The organism is Bremerella cremea (assembly GCF_039541315.1).
GTDB classification, from domain to species: domain Bacteria; phylum Planctomycetota; class Planctomycetia; order Pirellulales; family Pirellulaceae; genus Bremerella; species Bremerella cremea.
The window spans coordinates 1,226,556-1,245,728 of record NZ_BAABFZ010000005.1; the positions used below are offsets into that span (position 1 = coordinate 1,226,556).

Below are 19,173 nucleotides of genomic sequence, written 5' to 3' on the forward strand. Positions count from 1 at the left end.
TAGGGTGATTTGATGTCGGAAGTCACTGAAGACTCGCACGAACAAGAACCGGTTGATAACACCGCAGAAGTCTCGGTTGAAGAGATGGGCGCGGAACCATCCGGTCCCCAGTACGACGACCTGAACACCCCAATGATTGCTCTGGTCGGTTTCGTCAGTGCTGCTGTTACGCTGATCTGCATCCTCGGATTGCAGGCTGCATACTTACAGTACGAACAGATGGAATTCAAAACCAAGGTGGTCGACGTTCGTTTGAACGAGGTAGATAGCGTCCTGAGTGCCCAGAAAGAGCAGCTTAACAGCGGTTATGCCTGGGTTAACAAAAAGGACCAGGTGATCAGTATGCCGATCGAGCAGGCCATGAAAGTGGTCGCCGAGCAATACGAATCGAAATAACCGTTCGCGGTAGCCAAGGATAGAATGCGAGGTTGTGCGACAATCCGGCCGATTTGGACAGTAGTTTTCTGCCTGTCGATCTGTACGTCCGCCTTCGCCCAGTTGAACGAAACCCCGAAGGAAGTTGACGGGCTTGGTGTTGAAGAACACCTTAACGAGCAACTTCCTCTCGATACTAAGTTCACGGACGATCGAGGACTAGTAATTCGCCTTGGCGATTACTTTGACGGTAAGAGGCCGGTCATCTTGTCGCTCAACTACTCGAATTGCCCAATGCTGTGCCAACAGCAGCTCAATGGCTTAGTAATGACCTTGAGTGGCATGGAAGAAAGCGTTGGCAAAGACTTCCAGGTCGTTTCGATCAGCATTGATCCTCGAGAACCACATCAGCGAGCCGCCCAGACACGGCTTCGTTACTACCAGGATTATGATCGCCCCGGCACGGCCGATGGCTGGCACTTCCTGGTCGGAACCGACAAATCGATCCTGAAGGTCGCCAAGGCAACCGGGTTTCAGTTTCGATACGTGCCTGAGCGAAAAGAGTATGCCCACAACGCCGTGTTGATGCTTTGCACACCGGACGGGCGGATCTCTCGATACATTTACGGCGTTCAATTCGACGAGCCGACCTTAAGGTTGTCGCTGGTCGAAGCGAGCGAAGGCAAAATTGGCACGACGATGGATCAAATCATCCTCACGTGCTTCATGTACGATGAAACGGCCGGTCGTTATGGACCACAAGCCGTGAAGATAATGCAGTTGGGCGCGTTTACCACGATCGTCTGCCTGGCTGTGGGACTGTTTCCGTTTTGGGTGCTACGTCGCCGAACCAGCAGTCCTCGTAGTGACAATTCCAACCAGGCCGGTCGGCATGCTCCGACGCAGGCAACCTAGCAAGTAGGTAAGACAGTACGAGATGGTCCAAGTACTAGGCTCAACCATGCAATCCATCTTGGCGGATACCATGTTCTTCCCGCCCGAGCGATCCTCGGTGGCGGGCAGCGTGGATGGTCTGTTCGACTTCATCTACTACCTTTCGGCGATCTTCTTCGTCGGCATCGTATTCGCGATGGTGTACTTCGTGCTGAGGTATTATCAGCGTCCTGGTCACAAGGAAGAACCGTCGCCGTCGCATCATGAAGTGCTGGAAATCACCTGGAGCGTGATTCCTTCGCTGCTGGTCGGGGTGATCTTCTTCTATGGTTTCACCGGCTACCTCAACATGCGAGAAGCACCGGAAAATGCCTATGAAATTAATGTCAGGGCATCGAAATGGAACTGGCTTTTCGTTTATCCAAATGGGGCTGAATCAGACGAACTGCACATCCCGGTCGATCGTCCTGTGAAGTTTCTGCTTCAGTCGGGCGACGTGCTGCACAGCTTTTACATTCCAGCATTCCGGATCAAGATGGACTGCGTTCCGGGTCGTTATACGTCGACCTGGGTTATCGCTACCGACACCACCGAAGCTCCAGATCCGAATGATGAAAACGCCAAAGACGGTCATCTGCCGATGAACCTGTTTTGTGCGGAATACTGCGGTGAAAAGCACTCGGCGATGCGTGCGAAGGTCTTCGTTCACGAGCCGGGCGAGTTCGATGTCTGGGTTGAAAAAGCCGCCAATATCCTTGAAGGACGCTCGCCAGCGGAAGCTGGTGAGATTCTCTTCAAGCGAAAGGGCTGTGCTCAGTGCCACTCGATTGAAGGTGACATGTCCGCCAAGTACGCCGGTCCGCCACTCAATGGTCAGTGGGGAACCGAACGCAAGGTTACTGCTCGCGGCACCACCGAAACTGTCACCATGGACGAAAACTACGTTCGTGAATCGATTCGACAACCAAACGCCAAGATCGTCGAAGGCCGCAAGCCTGGTATGACGGTCTTCACCCCTCAGTTGCTCAAAGACGACGAGATCACAGCGATCATCGCTTACCTCAAGTCGCTTAAGTAAGAATTTTCCATAGGGCAGCCAAGCCATGTCCACGATTACTCCAGACACTAAACTCGACATCGGCCACAACGACGATCCGAGCTCGAACTACCTGACCTGTTCGAGCGGGTTCCTCTCGTGGGCCTTCACGCTCGATCACAAACGAATCGGCGTGATGTACCTGGTCGGTATCTTCACCTCGTTCTTCCTGGGCGGGTTGTTTGCCCTGCTGTTGCGTATCCACTTGTTGATGCCAAACGGCTTGTTCCCCGAAACCTGGGTGAACATGAACACTTACAACCAGCTGTTCACCCTGCACGGGGCAGTGATGACCTTTTTGTTCATCATTCCCAGCGTGCCAGCCGCCCTGGGTAACTTTGTGCTGCCATTGATGGTGGGTGCCAAGGACGTGGCTTTTCCTCGCATGAACCTCGCCAGTTTCCACCTGTGGGTGATTGGTGCGATCTTCTTCCTGATCGCGTTGTTCACGACCGGCCTGGATACTGGCTGGACGTTCTACACGCCCTACAGTATCGAAACGCAGACCAACGTGATCGCGGCCACTATTGGTGCGTTCATCCTTGGTTTCAGCTCGATCTTCACTGGCCTGAACTTTATTGTGACCGTGAACACCATGCGTCCTCCAGGCATGTCCTGGTTCAAGATGCCATTGTTCATGTGGGCCATCTACGCCACGGCGATCATCCAGATTCTGGCCACCCCAGTTCTCGGTATCACGCTGCTACTGCTGATGGCTGAACGCCTGCTCGGGATCGGCGTGTTCGATCCTTCGATGGGTGGCGACCCGGTTTTGTACCAGCACTTTTTCTGGTTCTACTCGCATCCAGCCGTGTACATCATGATTCTCCCAGCGATGGGTATCATGAGCGAACTGATGTCGGTTTACAGCCGTAAGCCAATCTTCGGTTACACGTTCATCGCTTACAGCTCGATCGCGATCGCTTTGCTCGGCTTCCTGGTTTGGGGTCACCACATGTTTGTGAGTGGTCAAAGCCCAATGGCCGCGGTGATCTTTAGCGGTTTGACCTTTAGCGTGTCGATTCCGTCGGCCATTAAGGTCTTCAACTGGCTGGCCACGATGTACAAGGGGAATATCAACCTGGCGACGCCGATGTGCTACGCCTTGTCGTTCATCTTCCTGTTCGCCATCGGCGGTCTGACCGGTCTGTTCCTGGGTGCCCTGGCAACCGACATTCACCTGCACGATACCTACTTCGTTGTGGCTCACTTCCACTATGTGATGATGGGCGGTACCGTCATCGCCTTCGTCGGTGGCTTGTACCACTGGTGGCCGAAGATGTTCGGCGTGATGTACAACGAAGCTTGGGGACGGTTCTTCTGCCTGGTGGTCTTCATCGGCTTTAACCTGACCTTCTTCCCGCAGTTCATCATGGGCTCGCGTGGTATGCCTCGTCGTTATGCGACTTACGATCCTGAATACCAGATCTTCCACCAGCTTTCGACGCTCGGGGCAATTGTCCTGGGGCTGGGCATGGTGGGTGCCGTTGCCGTGTTGGTTTGGTCGCTGTTCAACGGCCGTAAGGCTCCTGCGAACCCTTGGGGTGCCGCGACGTTGGAATGGACCTGCACGAGCCCACCACCTTTCTACAACTTCGAGCACGCTCCGCACGTGGGTTCGCCCTACGATTACAGCCAATTGAAGTACGATCCTCAGGTGGGTGGCTACGTTAAAGATCCGAACGCCAAACCGGCTTCAGACCACCACTAAAGATCGCCGCAGACACTTCCCTCATTCCGTATTGAGACGACGTTTAGAAACGAAATAGCCCTATGAGCGCCGCCGTCGACCACCAAGACCAAGCCCATCATGCGGGAGATGACCATCACGGTCATAGCCCGTTTCAGGCTCACCACTTCGAGACGATGCAGCAGCAATTCGACTCGGGTAAACTTGGCATCTGGCTTTTCCTGTTCACGGAAATCCTGATGTTCAGCGGGTTGTTTTGTGCCTACATCATCTACCGGTACAACCATCCAGAGATCTTCCTTTACGCTCACAAGCAGCTCAACACGACGCTGGGTGCGACTAATACGGTCGTGCTGATCATCAGTAGCTTGACGATGGCCTGGGCTGTCCGTGCTGCCCAGTTGAACCAGAAGAAGTTACTGATTTGGTTGCTGAGTGCCACGCTCGCTTTGGCAGGCGTGTTCCTCGTGATCAAATACTTCGAGTACACCCACAAGTTCGACCTCGGTTTGTATACCGGTCGCGAAAATGTGATGTACCAACTGCAGCATCCTGCCGATTTCCAGGAACTGCACGAGGAAGTGGAAGAGAACCTCGCCAAGCAGGCCGAGGAAAAGAAAGAGGCAGAAGCCCACGCGGTTTCGGAAGCGGAAGCAGTCGACGCTCATCCTTCAGAAGAGCACGGTGACGAGCACGCTGCCGCCCACGACTCGCACGGTCACGATGGCCACGGCGGTCCCGAGCAGTTCCTCGATGCCCCTCGCAATACACAGATATTCTTCGGCATCTATTACATGATGACCGGATTGCATGGTTTCCATATCGTCGCTGGTATGATCGCCATTGGTTGGTTGCTGAGTCGCTCGATTCGTGGCGACTTCAGCTCCGAGTACTTCGGTCCGGTTGACTATGTCGGTTTGTACTGGCACTTGGTCGACTTGATCTGGATTTACTTGTTCCCGCTTCTGTACCTGATCCGTTCCTAAGCCACTGGTAAGCCTGCAATGTCTGACCATACCACCCAACATTCCGACGATCACGATCACGGCCTGGCTCACGTCATGCCGATTCCGATCATGATTGGAACGTTTCTGGCCCTGCTGTTTTTCACAGGCCTAACCGTCTTCATCGCGGATCAAGATCTCGGCGAAATCGATATCTTCATCGCGTTGGCGATCGCCACTCTGAAGGCAGGCCTGGTCGCGACTTATTTCATGCACCTTCGCTGGGATAAGCCGTTCAATATCCTGATGTTCCTGTTCTGTTTTGGCTTCGTAGCGCTGTTTATCGGCATCGCGTTGCTCGACTCGAACGAGTACCAACCAGCGATCGAAGCGTACTACAACGCCACGACAGAGATCGTTGAAACTCCTTAATCACCTGATCAAGGCCGATGGGCGTCATTGTTTCCATCGGCCTCGACTCTGGTCCCTGCGATGCTCAGGAATTCTTTCTCCCCGATTCTCATGCGCCGCGATGAATATCAGGCTAAATTCGGGTTCTACCTGTTCACGGCATCGCTAACAGCATTCTTTCTGTCAGGCATGGTGGCCTACGGAATCATCCGGATTGCCTCGAAGGCTCCGGCGATTCCGCTGAACACCTTCCCCCCGAGCCTGCTGCTGAGCACGCTTTGCATGTTCCTGGTCAGCTTTGCGATGCATAAGGCAGTCGTGAATGTTCGACGGGAACGCCAGGTTCCATTCCGCCGCTGGCTGTATTCCGCTGCAGCATTATCGCTGGTGTTTCTTGGCTTCCAGACGGTTGGGCTACATGCCCTGCTCGAACTGCACATGGCAGCGTTAGAAGATGGAACGACCAAGCAGTTTGCCTTGATGTTCTTTCTGGTGCTGGTGCACGCCTTGCACGTGGTAGGCGGCATGTCGTTTCTAAGCGGCGTCGTCATGCGAGCGCGACGCCACTACTACGATCACGAGAAGCACTGGGGCGTCGACATCTGCGCCATGTATTGGCACTTCCTGGATGTCGTGTGGATCGTGATGCTCGGCATCTTTCTGCTGAGCCGTTAGCTGCCTTCCTGAATGGTGGCCAGCTCTTCCCAGCGTTCTAGTGCCATCAGAAGTTCGTCGCCAATCGATTCAAGTCGCTGCGTGACTTGCTTGATCTCGTCTTGCGGCTTTTGATAGAAGCCAGGATCGGCCATCTTGGCCTGAATCTGTTCCTGCTCCGCTTCCAGCGACTCGATCTTCTCTGGCAAGCTTTCGAGTTCGCGTTGCTCTTTATAACTCAGCTTGCGTCCTCGCGGCTTGTCGGCTGGTTTCTTCTCGGGAGCAGGCTTCTCGGCAACAGCGACTGCTGGCCTGGCTTCAGGCTTAGGAGGCTCGAACGGTGGAGTGCTATCCTTCTTTTGCTGAATCAGATAGTCGTCGTAGCCACCGGCGTATTCCAGCACGATACCATTCCCCTCGAACGAGATGGTGCTGGTCACCACGTTGTTCAAAAACTCACGATCGTGGCTCACCACCAGCATTGTGCCTGGGTAATTGACCACCAGGTCTTCCAGCAGTTCCATCGTGTCGGAATCGAGATCGTTCGTCGGTTCGTCGAGGACCAGAACGTTGGATGGCTTGGCAAACAATTGCGCCAGCAAAAGCCGGTTACGTTCGCCACCGCTTAAGAACTTGATTGCCCGGTTGGCTTGCTCAGGCGTGAATAGAAACTCCTGCAGATAGCCCACGACGTGTTTCGACTTGCCGTTTACCTGGACGAATTCGTTTCCTTCTCCGATGTTTTCACGAAGCGTTTGATCCGGGTCGAGCCGGGCTTGAAGCTGATCGAAGTAAGCGATCTGCACATTGGTGCCGACCTTCACTTCACCTCCGTCTGGCTTCAATTGCCCCAGCAAAATCCGCAGCAGCGTCGACTTGCCAATCCCGTTGCGGCCAATCACGCCGACTTTGTCTCCCCGCATGATCGCAGTCGAGAAATCGTTCACGATTCGCAAATCGCCAAACCGATGGGCCAGACTGTCGGCCTTGAAAACGAGTTGCCCGGAACGATCTCCGACGTGGGCTTCCATTTTGACACTGCCGACGTGCTTGCGACGATCACGATACTCTTCGCGCATCACCTTCAACGCACGGACGCGACCTTCGTTGCGGGTTCGCCGAGCTTTAATTCCCTGACGAATCCAGGTTTCCTCGATTGCCAGTTTCTTGTCGAACAGGGCCTGTTCTTTTTCTTCGGCATCGAGTGCCGCCGCTTTGCGTTTCAAATATTCGTCATAACCACAAGCCCAACTGGTAACGCGACCTCGATCGACATCAACGACGCGAGTTGCCAGCTTCCGCGCGAACGTCCGGTCGTGCGTAACGAAGATGATCGACGACGAGATTCCCATCAGTAGCTTTTCGAGCCAGATGATCGAGTCGATGTCCAAGTGGTTCGTCGGTTCGTCGAGCAGCAACAAGTCTGGTTCATTGACCAACGCCCGCGCCAGAAGTACGCGACGTTTCATTCCGGCCGACAGCTTTTGAAAAATCAAGTCACCGTCGAGCCCGGTCCGGGTCAAGGTTTGCTCGATCTGGTTTTGCAGATTCCAGCCATCCTGGGTATCGATCTCGTGCTGCAGTTCATCGATTCGGCGAGCCACGTCGTCGCTGGCGTTCTCGGCTAGTTGATGGGTCAGTGTATGGTATTCGCGAAGGATCGCTGCCATTTCCCCGACGCCGTCAGCCACTACATCAAAGACGGTTCCTCGATCGTCGGTTGGCACGGTCTGGGCCATCTGAGCCCGCGTCAGACCGGTGGCCAAGGCAACTTCACCCTCGTCCGGTGTGACTTCGCCCGCCAGAATTTTCAGCAGGGTCGACTTCCCGGCACCGTTTCGCCCCATCAAACAGACACGCTGACCTGGTTCCAGCACCAGGTTCACATCGGTGAAGAGAGGACGATCGTGGTACGAATGACGTACGTTTTTCAGCGTAATCAGCGGCATGGCAATGGATGGCCTGAATCAGGCAGCCTGGCACGAGGAGGAACGAATTCGACGGGAAACGAAAGTGATTCCCAGGTATTCCCTCTATCGTCGCGAATCTTGTCGATTCGCAAAAGGCCCAGCAAGGCTCTCTTCACGGCAATTTCCCCCGCAAAACAAGATTCCCAGGCAGTAAATCTCGGCTCATGGCACCTCGCATCCCAAGGATTTCCAGATCGAATTTACCGCTCAGGGTGAACCACGCTAGTGGGGAGGTGTCCACTCTTTCTACGCGATTCCGAAACCTCGTGGTGCAAGTTGCCTTCCATTGGATGGTGACCGGTCAGGTTCGACTCCTGCGGAATCGCCTTGGTAAGGTTCGACCGAGTTCATGTCCGGCGGTCCTGGTGCCCATGCAAACACAGGTTGGCAACCAGGATTCCGTGTTACGGTTTCTGAATCGTGAACTCGTTTGATGGTAGCTCAACGGTAAGAGCATCAGCTTAGAAAACTGATTGTTGCAGGTTCGATTCCTGTCCATCCAACCAACTAGCTGGTTTGAAGCCACCAGCTTCCACCGGGGGCGAAAGCCTCCACCATTGATCGCCAGCGGTAAGCGGGCGGTCGCCAGGTCCGCTTTGGCGAGCCGGTGTTGGCAGAAGTTCGATCGATTTCGTTTCGGCGACGTCGATCGGATCGATGCTGCCCGTGTTGGCCAAAGCACCAGCATCGTAACGCCTTGCAGCGTTTCGATGAACCGTCACCAGACCTGGTGTCGAACGACGGCGAATTTCGTCAGGCAAGGCAGGCATCGCAGATGTCTGCCGCCTGACGATTGCAACCCAAGTTCGCCCAGGACGATGGCCGTTCATGGCTCGCTCCGCGTGATTTGTTGGGACCCAAGCGAACGTCCGTTTGCCAAAGGTGTCATTTTTAAAATTCAACACTGTGCGCGTGGCATCACCCACGCCTTTTTTCAATCCGATATTTTTCGTTCGGTTGTACCGCGAGGAGGTGCAACATGTTGTTCTTCAAGCAAATCAAGATTCATCGCCACGAACTGGGACTGTTGTTCCGCGACGGAGACTTCGCGCAGATCCTTGATCCAGGCCAGCACTTTGTGTTTGATCCACTGGGTAAGATCCGCGTTGATGTCTGTTCGCAGCGTGACCCGTACATTGCCCATAACCAACTGGACCTCATCGTTCAGTCGGGTGCGTTGCAAGACCGCGCGATTATCGTTGACTTGAAGCAGCACGAACGTGCCATTGTATGGATCGACGGTCGTTTCAGCCGCGTGCTCGGCCCAGGCCTGTACGCGTTGTGGACGAAGATTCGTAACGTGAATGTCGAAACGTTCGATGCCCGCGACGTTCGTTTCGTGCATGCCGACTTGAAGACGATCGCTCGCGATGCGACGGCTCGTGTTCAATTGGATATCTGTGACGTCGAGCGTGAATGCGTCGGCGTCCTATTCCTCAATGGTCGCTTTGCGGAAACGCTGAGCCCAGGCACGTACGCGTTCTGGCGTGGTCCGGCAGATGCTCGGATCGTCGAAGTCGACCTGCGGGAAACCATGGTCGACATCGTTGGCCAGGACATCATGACGTTCGACAAGGTTTCGCTGCGGATGAACGCGGTCGTGACGTACAAGGTGGTCGATGCCGTGAAGGCGGTGACGACGACCAGCGACGTCCGCCAATCGCTATACCGCGATGCCCAGTTGGCGCTGCGAAGCGTTGTTGGCGCACGCGAACTCGACAACTTCCTGACCGACAAGGATGCGGTCGCGGAAGAACTCGAAGCTGCCGTGCGACGTCACGCCGGAGAACTCGGCCTGGAGATCCTCAGCGTAGGTATCCGCGACGTGATTCTGCCAGGCGAGATGAAGGACCTGATGAACAAGGTAACGGAAGCCAAGAAGGCGGCCGAAGCCAACCTGATCGTGCGTCGTGAGGAGACGGCGGCGATCCGTAGTCAGGCCAACACTGCCAAGCTGCTGGCTGATAGTCCAACGCTGATGCGTCTGCGAGAACTGGAGGTTCTCGAAAAGATCGCCACGGCGGGCAAGATGAACATCGTGCTCGGTGAAAAGGGCCTGGCCGACCGAGTCATCAACCTGTTGTAGTTTCAAGCCTGCTGTTTCGCTGGAAGCAGCAGGCTTCTTTCAGGCGCTGAGAGAACTGGCGATCGGGACCCCAACGGTGGTAGCATGAGACGGTTCTTCCCCATGCTTGTCCCAAACATCGCAATCTACCATGCTCTCTCGTTATACGATCTATCGACGTCGCCCCGCTGATGCCGGTCCGCTTCCGGACGGTGTGCGTCAAGACACTCGCTATCGTACGCGCCATATCTTGCGGCCGACTCAGGAAATCGTCGAGGCGTATCTCGGTCAGACTGGTGACGACCACTTCGCGCGATTTCGTCGTGATTATCTCGCCCTGTTGAATCAACGATTCGCGGACGATCGGGCAGGTTTCGATCAACTTGCCGAGATGGCCCTGCAGGAAGACGTTTATCTAGGGTGTAGCTGCCCGACGCAAAAGAACCCGGATGTGCGGCACTGCCATACCTGGCTAGCACTCCAGTTCATGCAAACGTATTACCCGGAACTGGAAGTCTGGTTTCCTGAGAAATAAATCTTACGGGCAAGTCTACGCAACCTTCCTTTACCGCGTAGCATCTCTAAGCAACTGAACACCGCTTGCTCAGGTATTTCTTATCCATTCGTTACGACTTCTCGTCGATTAGAACGCCACTTTTGCGATATTCGGTCTTACATCCCTAGAGTGAGTAGGCCGTTGAGCGCAAAGCTCGCGAGGCTGCTGCCTCCTTCAGCAGCCGCACCGCGCACGCCTTTAGCAATTGCGACAACTAAGTTATTTGGCAAAGAGTAGTTTTTTCGCAGCGGGGCCTTCTCTTCCACTATTATCTACTGCGACGCCGTTTCTCCGCATTCTGTTGAATTGGCCAGAAATGACTCTTCCCTTAACAGAACTTGGCACGGACCTTGCCAACGCTTCCTGTGGAACTGAATTGAGTTTTATCGATTGCTGTCTTCCCTCAGGAGCGGACAGCACCATCGAGACGTTTACCTTCGAGAGGCAAGAGATGAGCAAGGGATTTTTGATCGACATGGATGGCGTCATGTATCGCGGCAGCCAGCTGATCCCTGGGGCGGACCAGTTTATCCGCCAACTCCGCGACGACGACACTCCGTTTCTGTTTTTAACCAACAACAGTCAGCGCACGCGACGCGATGTGGTGACCAAGTTGTCTCGGATGGGCATCGATGTGGAAGAACGCCACGTCTTTACCTGTGCGATGGCAACGGCTCGATTCCTGGCCAGCCAGAAACCTAACGGTACCGCTTACGTCTTGGGCGAAGGTGGTCTGCTGAACGCCCTGCATCAAAACGGCTTCTCGGTGGTCGACCACGATCCCGATTTCGTCGTCGTGGGTGAAGGGCGAACGCTGAACTGGGACATGGTCGAAACGGCCACCCAGATGATCCTCGACGGTGCCAAGCTGATTGCCACCAACGACGATCCCAACTGCCCGACTTCACGCGGAACGCGTCCTGGTGCAGGGGCAACGATTGCTTTCCTGGAGAAAGCAACTGGCCGCAAAGCTTTGAGCATCGGCAAGCCAAGCCCATTGATGATGCGGATGGCCCGCAAAGAGATCGGTCTGGAAACTTCCGAGACCGTGATGATTGGCGACACCATGGAGACCGACATCCTGGGTGGCGTTCAGATGGGTTACCAGACCATTCTGGTTCTCTCCGGCGGCACCAAGCTGGAAGATATTCCAAGGCACCCTTACCACCCCGACCTGATCATTGAATCGGTCGCCGAGTTGGTACGGAAGCGTGATGACGAGGCGGTCTCGCTGCGAACTCCGGTCATGGTCCCGGATGATGCAGCCCACGAATTCGTTGCCTCGCTGCGACGCTAGAAGAAACGCTTTTCGCTTCGTTTAAAACCAACGGCGATACCATCCTGGTGATCGCCCTGATTGCCTTCCCCGGTGTGATCGATCTGCGGCAAATCGACACGCTTCGACGGTCTATCGAGATTCCCACGAGGGGCCGTTCCGCCAGTCCACCTTTTCTGCCGAATCGCCCAATACACTGCGGGCGTCACGTCTTTGCCTTGGAAGGCGTGACGCTCGTTACTCTTCTCTCAGCTTGGGATGGCCGAGCAATTGGCGAAGGTCTTCAATGCCCACAGGCTTCACCAGGTGGAGATCGAAACCTGCGGCCTCCGAATGCAACCGATCTTCGTCCTGCCCATAGCCGGTCACGGCGACCAGCAAGATGGTTCGCTCTGGGTCGTTTTCACGAATGCGTCGAGCCACTTCGTACCCATCCATAATGGGCAGCCCGATATCGAGCATGACAATCCGCGGTTGAAAAGTGGGGATGCTTTCTAACGCTTCCATGCCACTGCCTGCCGTTTCGATTTCATGGTTCCCCAAAGCGGCGACCAGACGCGACAACAGGTGACGGGCACTCTTGTTGTCGTCGACAATTAAGATTTTGTGGCTTCCATGCAGTTCCAATTTCGGCATCTCGACAATTTCCCCGGGGCCTTCCGGCAATATCGGTAGCGATACAGTGAATTCGCTTCCCTTGTGGTGACCATCACTGGTCACGGCGACAGAACCATGATGCAATTCAATCAGGCTCTTCACGATCGTCAATCCAATCCCAAGCCCGCCGGGAGCCCGGTCCGACGATCGAGACGACTGCGCAAACAACTCGAAAACGCGTGGCATCAGGTCTTCGTCGATGCCGATTCCGTTATCACGGAACGAGATCGATACGGATTCTTCTTCCCGAATGACCGTGACTTCGATCGAACCACCTTCCTGCGTGTACTTCACTCCGTTGATCACCAGGTTTTCAAAAACCTGGGCCAGTCGTACCGGATCGGCTTCCAACCAGACGGGGTCTTCGGCCATTCTTACCGATATCGAAATGTTCTTTTGCTCAGCCATCGGCTGAATCGTTCCCACCGCCATCTTCAAAATCTGTTGTAGCGGAACAACTTCCAGACGCAAATCAACCTTGCCACGCGTGATTCGCGAAACATCCAGCAGGTCGTCGACCAGGCGAACGAGATGACGGACTTGCTCTTCCATCACGTTCAACGGTTCTTGAGGTACCTGGGAGTCCATCAGCAGCAAATCGATACCGCTTCGGATCGGTGCCAACGGGTTACGAAGCTCGTGAGCCAGCATGGCGAGGAACTCGTCTTTGCGACGGTCAGCATCTTTGAGTGCCTGTTCCAGTTCCATCTGTTCGGTGATGTCCGTGTTGGTGCCAAACCAGCGAACAACTTTCCCATCTTGATCTCGAATCGGGACCGCACGTGACAAGAACCACCGATAAACACCATCGTGGCGTCGCAGCGGGAAGGTATCTTCCCAAACGGTTTCATTGCGGGCTGCTTCCGCCAGCTTCGCGAAGACCCGTTCGATATGGTCTGGGTGATGTGATTCTGCCCAACCGGTGTCTTGGGCACTCTCGAAATCGGCTCCAGTGAACTCATACCAGCGGCGGTTATACCAGGTCACATTGGGCAGTTCGTCACAGGTCCAAGCTAGTTGCACAATGTTGTCGGCCAGATTACGGAAACGCGTCTCACTAATCTGCAACGCTTTCTCGGCTTGATAGCGTTCCGAAATATCTTGAATCAGTGCGTAGTAACCAATAACGGTCGACTCACTATCGAGGTGAGGAATGTATTCGACATGAACGAATCGTGCCGAACCATGCCGAAAAGGTAATTCTCCCTCCCACGAAATCCGTTCGCCACTCATTACCAATTCGATCTTCTCGCGGGCTACCTCATACGCTTTCTGACCAACTACGTCCCAAACTGGTTTGCCAACGACATCGTCGATCGAGATGCCAAACCACCTTTCATAGCTGGCATTGGCAAATTGGTAGCGTAAATCTTTGTCGATATAAGCAATCAACACCGGCATCGCGTCCGCAACCAGCGAGAGCTGCTCGCGCTGTAGCGACAGTTGATCCTGGATATGTTTGAGTTGGGTAATGTCCTGGAACGTCGCCACGACCCCTTCGATCCGGTTGTCGTGTGTTCGATACGGCAGCAAGCGTCGCAGGAACCGGCGATTTCCCTCAGCGATCACTTCGCGTTCTACCGGCGCAAGCAGCTTCAAGACTTCGCGAGCATCGTTTAAGAACGAACCATCGGTGAACTTATGAACCAGGTCACTGATCGGGCGACCGATGTCGGTGCGAATCAAACTGAACAGTTCGATCGCTTCCGGAGTGAAGTTTCGCACGCGGAATTCGGTATCGAGAAACACTACGGCGATACGCGTGCTCGAAATCAGGTTATCGAGATCGTTGTTGGCCGACTCTAACTCCGATAGTTTGTCTTCGAGCTGAACGTTGAGCGTCGTCAACTCTTCGTTAAGCGACTGCAGCTCTTCTCGTGAGGCCTCCAGTTCTTCGGTACCCGACTGTAGTTCCTCGTTAACGCTCATCGCTTCTTCGTGCGATGCTCGAAGTTCTTCGTTGGCTTGCTCGAGTTGTTCGATCGTATGGCTAAGCTCTTCTCGCGTCTCGAGCAACTCACGCTCGAGATTAGTAACCAATTCCTCTTGAGAGTCTCCATTGACCAGCCCCGAGCTTTCACCTCGCTCAGTTGGCAATTGACTCGTCTCGAAGTCGCGTGGCGAGCGATCTTCTTCCAGGTGAATGTAAATCAGCCGCTGATGACTCTCGGGATCGGCCATCGTGCGTACGACACCCCGGACATCGATTAACGATCCATCCGACTGGGTCACCTTCGCTCGATCGAAACGTGCCTCATTGGCGTTGTCGAGGCGTCCGATGGCGGCCCTCAGCTTTAAATGCAGCCCTGGTCGAACCAGTTCATAGACCGTGTACCGCTGCTCGCCTTCAGGAATCTTCAGGAACCGTTCGCCACTTCCGCCGACGTAAATCGGCTGAAGCTTGTCGTTCAGAACCAGCACGACCGACTGGGTCGCCTTCCAGAACATCTCCGCCGCAATCTCTCGCAAACTGGGAGGTGCCGGACGGGGAACTCGCTGACGAGAAAACGAAACCCGCTGCGGCTTAGGCGCGGTATGAACGATGGGGCTGACAACGCCTGCCTCGTTGACGCGGCGATAAATCCGTAGCCGCGAGTCGACCGGATCAAACCCTTCTTCAAATCGCCCGGCGGTCTCGGAGTTACCCAGCATCAGGTACGCGCTCGGATTCAGTGCGAAGTGAAACTTTCGCAAAATCTGCGTTTGGGCTTCTGGCTCGAGGTAGATCAACAAGTTCCGACAACTAATTAAATCGAGTCGGAAGAAGGAAGGGTCTCCCTTCAAATCGTGCGACGCGAAGACGACCATTTCCCGAATCGCCTTCGTAACGCGATAACCGTCGGCATCGATCGTGAAATACTTGCGTCCCCATTCCGGCTTGATATCGGCAGCGATGGTCTCGGGATACCAACCAGCGCGGGCCGTCTTTAACGCATGGTTGCTGATATCCGTTGCGAAGATCTGCGTGCGAATATCGCGTCGGTCGCCAATCGCATCGCTCAGAAGCATTGCCATCGTGTAGGCTTCTTCGCCCGTCGCGCAGCCCGGGATCCAGACGCGAATCGGGTTTTCCGGACGCCGCTCATTAATCAACTTCGGCAGGACCTCTTCGGCCAGAACATCCCACACTTCCTGGTTCCGCAAAAACTGCGTGACACAGATCAACAGGTCCTGGGCGAGCGCTTCGATTTCGTGCGGACGGTCTTTCAGCCGATGAACATATTCTTTCAAGTTCGCAACGCCAGCCAAACCCATGCGTCGTTGTACGCGACGTAGCAAGGTGGTGTGTTTGTAGTTGCGAAAGTCGTACTCGGCATGGAATTGAAGAAGGTACTGGATCTCGGAGAGTTCTTCGTGGAACCGAAGTGGATCGACGGAGGAATCGTCGAAGAGCGAATTATGATCGACGTAACTTTCCAGCGATTTGACGAGTTCTTGAACCGGCTGAACATAGTCTGCCTGACCGGTCTCCATCGCGTTGAGCGGCATCGAGTCCTGGCCCGCTTCGTGCGGATGCTGAACCATGACCATGCCACCACATTCTTTTATCTCGCGAATACCAAGCGTGCCGTCACTACCATTCCCCGACAAAACAACCGCAACGGCGTTTTGTCGCTGGTCGCGAGCCAGGCTCCGAAAGAAGTGGTCGATCGGATGACGCCATCCCCGCGATTCGGACGACGGAGTGACAAACAACACCCCATCTCTCAAAGAAACATCCTGGCCGGGCGGCGCCACGTAGACGGTGTCTGCCTCAACCGGCATGCCGTTGGTCACGGTGGTTACGGGCAATTCGGTATGCTTCGTTAAGATCTCGGGCAGCAAACTATCGTGATCGGGCATCAGATGCTGAACGATCACAAAAGCCATCCCTCGATGGTCCGTAACCGCAGCGAAAAACTTCTTCAGAGCTTCCAGCCCACCAGAAGACGCACCGATCCCCACGACAGAAAGTGGATGTTTCGGGTTGTTATGTCCTCGACCGCCAGGATTGTTTTCGGTCGATTCAGCTTGTCCCATAGGTGTTCAGTCGTTGCCGAATGGGTAAAAGACTTGCGCGGAAAATCCCCACGGACGCCCTGCAGGGGTAAGCAGATTTGAAACGAACCGCAACGAAATGCCGCCGTCTACAACAAAGCCGAACCTAATCCCCCGATTAAAGATGCTCGGGCTTTACGTCCTTCATTGTCGCAGACCCCTCCAAGCACCGCAAGCTGACTCCTATTCCTTTGTGATTACAAGACTTAGGCCCATTTCCGGGCCGACCTACCTAGCGTGGGAAAGTCAAGGATCGCAAAGATTCTCAATCCGACCAATATTCTGCTGATTTTCTTCCGGAAAGATCTCTCAAATCCCCGGGCAATTAGGCCGCGTGATTGGTTATGGAATAGGCTCGCCTATACTCAAATTGAGTCCATCCTTTCCCCATCTCATCTTGCCCCTCTCGGAGAGCCACCCATGCTACGTACCTGGTCGCTTTTATTGCTACTGACGATGGTCGCGATTCCCTCGTTGGCGATTGCCGGTCCATTTCGCCTGGTGATTCAAGGAAATAACAAGCTGGCGATTGTCGACACCGACGGCAAGATTGAGTGGGAGGTGCCATGGGGAGGCATCCACGATATCCATGTGCTCGACAACGGTCACATCATGGTGCAGCAAGGTGGCGCCAAAATCGCCGAGATCGATCCGGAAACCAAAAAGGTGGTCTGGTCGTACGATTCGGCCAAGATGAATGGAAACGCAGGAAAACGGATCGAAGTCCACGCCTTCCAACCGCTGGAAAATGGCAACGTGATGATTGCCGAGTCAGGCGCAGGCCGGATCATCGAGATTACACGTGACGGCAAGATCGTCAAAAAGATGCCATTGAAGCTGAACAATCCGCACCCTCACTCCGATACCCGTCTGGTTCGGAAGCTCGAAAACGGTAACTACCTAGTCGCTCACGAGAATGATGGGGTCATTCGTGAATACGACGGCGAAAGCGGCAAGGTTGTGTGGGAATACGAAGTCCCGATGTTCGATCAGGAAGCTCGCAACGGACACGGTCCTGAAGCCTTCGGTAATAAGGCCTTTGCAGCAATTCGCTTGAAGAATGGCAACACGCTGATTGCAACCGGCAACGGGCACAGTGTGATCGAAGTGACGCCAGAGAAGGAAGTGGTCTGGAAGATCGCCCAGAACGACCTGCCCGGCATCACGCTCGCCTGGGTAACCACGTTAGAGGTGTTGCCGAATGGTCACTACGTGATTGGCAACTGCCATGCTGGTCCCGGCAACCCTCTGCTGGTCGAAGTCGATCCGAAGACCAAGAAGGTTGTCTGGCAGTTCGACCAATACGACGTGTTTGGCAACTCGGCACCTAACTCGCAACTGCTGAGCGTCGAAGGAGACGTTCTCCGCTAACGGCGGTCACGGATCGCATCGATCAACTGCGGCTTGGACATCTTGCTCCGGCCGCGGATACTCATCTTCTGGGCGATGTTATAAAGCTCGTCCTTCGTGCGGCTTTCGAGCGAAGAATGGGGATTACCGGTTCCTTGCGTCCGCTTGTTCGGCGTTTCCCCTTTTTCGCGGCGCTGCTTGTTCACGGTTCTCGCAGCGACTTCTTTCGCACGCTCTTTCTTCATTCCACGTTCGAGATTACTATCGCGAATCGCTTCGTATTGCCGATCGTATTTGTCGGTCCAGCCTGGCATGGGATTGCTCCTTGGAATGAGGCTTGCAATGTCTAAAATCTTTCCACAGCGAATCGCGTGCCTATCATCCCCGTGGCCGCTTGCTTGCCCAATTTCACGATGGGTTTGAATCGGCAACGGCCAGGTTGCCTTCTGCGGCGACACATCGCGAATATTGCTCGTGGTATCCCCTTTTTGCGCAAGCTTGCCGGGGGCTCATCAAAATTTAAAGCTTCGTGGGAAGCAGGGTTTCCGCGGGAAGTGTAGGATGGAGCGACGTTTCTTGGCATCCGGCAATTCCTCCAGCACGTTCCGATCGCGATGGATACCTCGGTCAGTTTTCTCGATTCGCTTCAATGCACCTCGGACGAGGAAGCATGGGGGCGACTCGTCGGGATGTATTCGCCGCTGATCCGTGGTTGGCTGAAACGTCATGGAGCCATGGTCGAAGACCTGGACGATGTGACTCAAGAAGTGCTGGCGGTAGTCTTTCGCCGCTTCCCCGATTTCCGGCGAGAGCCACGCGCGGGTGCCTTTCGAGCCTGGCTGCGAACGATCACCGCGAACTGTTTGCGTGACCATTGGCGGAAAAAGAATCGGCAGCCAACCGGCGTCGGCGGAAGTGACTTTGGCGCCGTGATTGCCGAACTGGAAGATCCCAACAGCGGTCTTAGCGCGCAATGGAATCGAGACCACGACCGGCACGTGATACAATATCTGCTCGACGAAGTCCGTCCCGCATTCACCGATAAGACATGGCAGGCGTTCCAACGATTCGCCCTGGACGGCTTGACTGCGGACGACGTGAGCCAAGAGCTCGGCATTTCCGTCAACGCCGTCTTCGTTGCCAAGTCGCGCGTCCTGAGTCGGCTCCGCCAGCGCGGTCTAGGCTTGATCGAGTAAG

15 protein-coding genes and 1 tRNA gene are annotated in these 19,173 nt (G+C 54.8%); 13 read left to right on the plus strand and 3 right to left on the minus strand.

Annotated elements, in window-relative coordinates; all coding sequences use genetic code 11:
• Positions 1–12 precede the first annotated feature (12 nt).
• The 7 genes from ABD890_RS21890 to ABD890_RS21920 all read left to right on the plus strand — a co-directional run bounded on the left by ABD890_RS21890 (position 13) and on the right by ABD890_RS21920 (position 6,085).
• The gene (locus tag ABD890_RS21890; protein WP_345094572.1) at positions 13–396 is read left to right on the plus strand and encodes a hypothetical protein; all 384 of its coding nucleotides are present in this window, start codon (positions 13–15) and stop codon (positions 394–396) included.
• 24 nt (positions 397–420) lie between these two features.
• The gene (locus ABD890_RS21895) at positions 421–1,290 is read left to right on the plus strand and encodes an SCO family protein (RefSeq protein WP_345094573.1); all 870 of its coding nucleotides are present in this window, start codon (positions 421–423) and stop codon (positions 1,288–1,290) included.
• Positions 1,291–1,336: 46 nt separating this feature from the next.
• A complete protein-coding gene (coxB, locus tag ABD890_RS21900; RefSeq protein ID WP_345094575.1) occupies positions 1,337–2,347 on the plus strand; it encodes a cytochrome c oxidase subunit II in 1,011 nt (336 codons plus the stop codon).
• Positions 2,348–2,372: 25 nt separating this feature from the next.
• On the plus strand, positions 2,373–4,076 hold the full coding sequence (locus ABD890_RS21905) for a cytochrome c oxidase subunit I (protein WP_345094577.1): 1,704 nt from the start codon (positions 2,373–2,375) through the stop codon (positions 4,074–4,076).
• A gap of 62 nt (positions 4,077–4,138) precedes the next feature.
• Positions 4,139–5,041 carry a cytochrome c oxidase subunit 3 family protein gene (locus ABD890_RS21910; RefSeq protein ID WP_345094578.1) on the plus strand — a complete coding sequence of 301 codons (903 nt, stop codon included), beginning with the start codon at positions 4,139–4,141 and terminating at the stop codon, positions 5,039–5,041.
• An 18-nt stretch (positions 5,042–5,059) separates the two neighbouring features.
• A complete protein-coding gene (locus ABD890_RS21915) occupies positions 5,060–5,431 on the plus strand; it encodes a cytochrome C oxidase subunit IV family protein (protein WP_345094580.1) in 372 nt (123 codons plus the stop codon).
• Positions 5,432–5,521: 90 nt separating this feature from the next.
• Positions 5,522–6,085, plus strand: a complete 564-nt coding sequence (locus ABD890_RS21920) for a cytochrome c oxidase subunit 3 (protein ID WP_345094582.1) — start codon at positions 5,522–5,524, stop codon at positions 6,083–6,085.
• Here ABD890_RS21920 and ABD890_RS21925 read toward each other — a convergent pair.
• Positions 6,082–8,013 carry an ATP-binding cassette domain-containing protein gene (locus ABD890_RS21925; RefSeq protein ID WP_345094584.1) on the minus strand — a complete coding sequence of 644 codons (1,932 nt, stop codon included), beginning with the start codon at positions 8,011–8,013 and terminating at the stop codon, positions 6,082–6,084. The genes ABD890_RS21920 and ABD890_RS21925 overlap by 4 nt on opposite strands.
• Positions 8,014–8,464: 451 nt before the next feature.
• Here ABD890_RS21925 and ABD890_RS21930 point away from each other — a divergent pair.
• The 4 genes from ABD890_RS21930 to ABD890_RS21945 all read left to right on the plus strand — a co-directional run bounded on the left by ABD890_RS21930 (position 8,465) and on the right by ABD890_RS21945 (position 11,952).
• Positions 8,465–8,540: transfer RNA gene (locus ABD890_RS21930), tRNA-Ser, on the plus strand.
• Positions 8,541–9,013: 473 nt separating this feature from the next.
• Positions 9,014–10,120, plus strand: coding sequence for a slipin family protein (locus ABD890_RS21935; protein ID WP_345094586.1), 1,107 nt, complete (start codon positions 9,014–9,016; stop codon positions 10,118–10,120).
• A gap of 130 nt (positions 10,121–10,250) precedes the next feature.
• A complete protein-coding gene (locus tag ABD890_RS21940) occupies positions 10,251–10,634 on the plus strand; it encodes a DUF488 family protein, N3 subclade (protein WP_345094588.1) in 384 nt (127 codons plus the stop codon).
• A gap of 472 nt (positions 10,635–11,106) precedes the next feature.
• Complete coding sequence (locus ABD890_RS21945; protein ID WP_345094589.1) at positions 11,107–11,952, plus strand: TIGR01457 family HAD-type hydrolase; 846 nt, start codon at positions 11,107–11,109, stop codon at positions 11,950–11,952.
• 216 nt (positions 11,953–12,168) lie between these two features.
• Here the strand turns inward: ABD890_RS21945 and ABD890_RS21950 are convergent, their stop codons facing one another.
• A complete protein-coding gene (locus ABD890_RS21950; RefSeq protein WP_345094591.1) occupies positions 12,169–16,608 on the minus strand; it encodes a CheR family methyltransferase in 4,440 nt (1,479 codons plus the stop codon).
• 474 nt (positions 16,609–17,082) lie between these two features.
• Between ABD890_RS21950 and ABD890_RS21955 the strand changes: the two genes are divergently transcribed.
• Positions 17,083–17,997: an outer membrane protein assembly factor BamB family protein gene (locus ABD890_RS21955; protein ID WP_373356468.1), complete on the plus strand. Its 915-nt coding sequence runs from the start codon at positions 17,083–17,085 to the stop codon at positions 17,995–17,997.
• Here ABD890_RS21955 and ABD890_RS21960 read toward each other — a convergent pair.
• On the minus strand, positions 17,994–18,290 hold the full coding sequence (locus ABD890_RS21960; RefSeq protein WP_345094595.1) for a Rho termination factor N-terminal domain-containing protein: 297 nt from the start codon (positions 18,288–18,290) through the stop codon (positions 17,994–17,996). The genes ABD890_RS21955 and ABD890_RS21960 overlap by 4 nt on opposite strands.
• Positions 18,291–18,590: 300 nt before the next feature.
• Between ABD890_RS21960 and ABD890_RS21965 the strand changes: the two genes are divergently transcribed.
• Positions 18,591–19,172, plus strand: a complete 582-nt coding sequence (locus tag ABD890_RS21965) for an RNA polymerase sigma factor (protein ID WP_345094597.1) — start codon at positions 18,591–18,593, stop codon at positions 19,170–19,172.
• The last annotated feature ends 1 nt before the right edge of the window (position 19,173 follow it).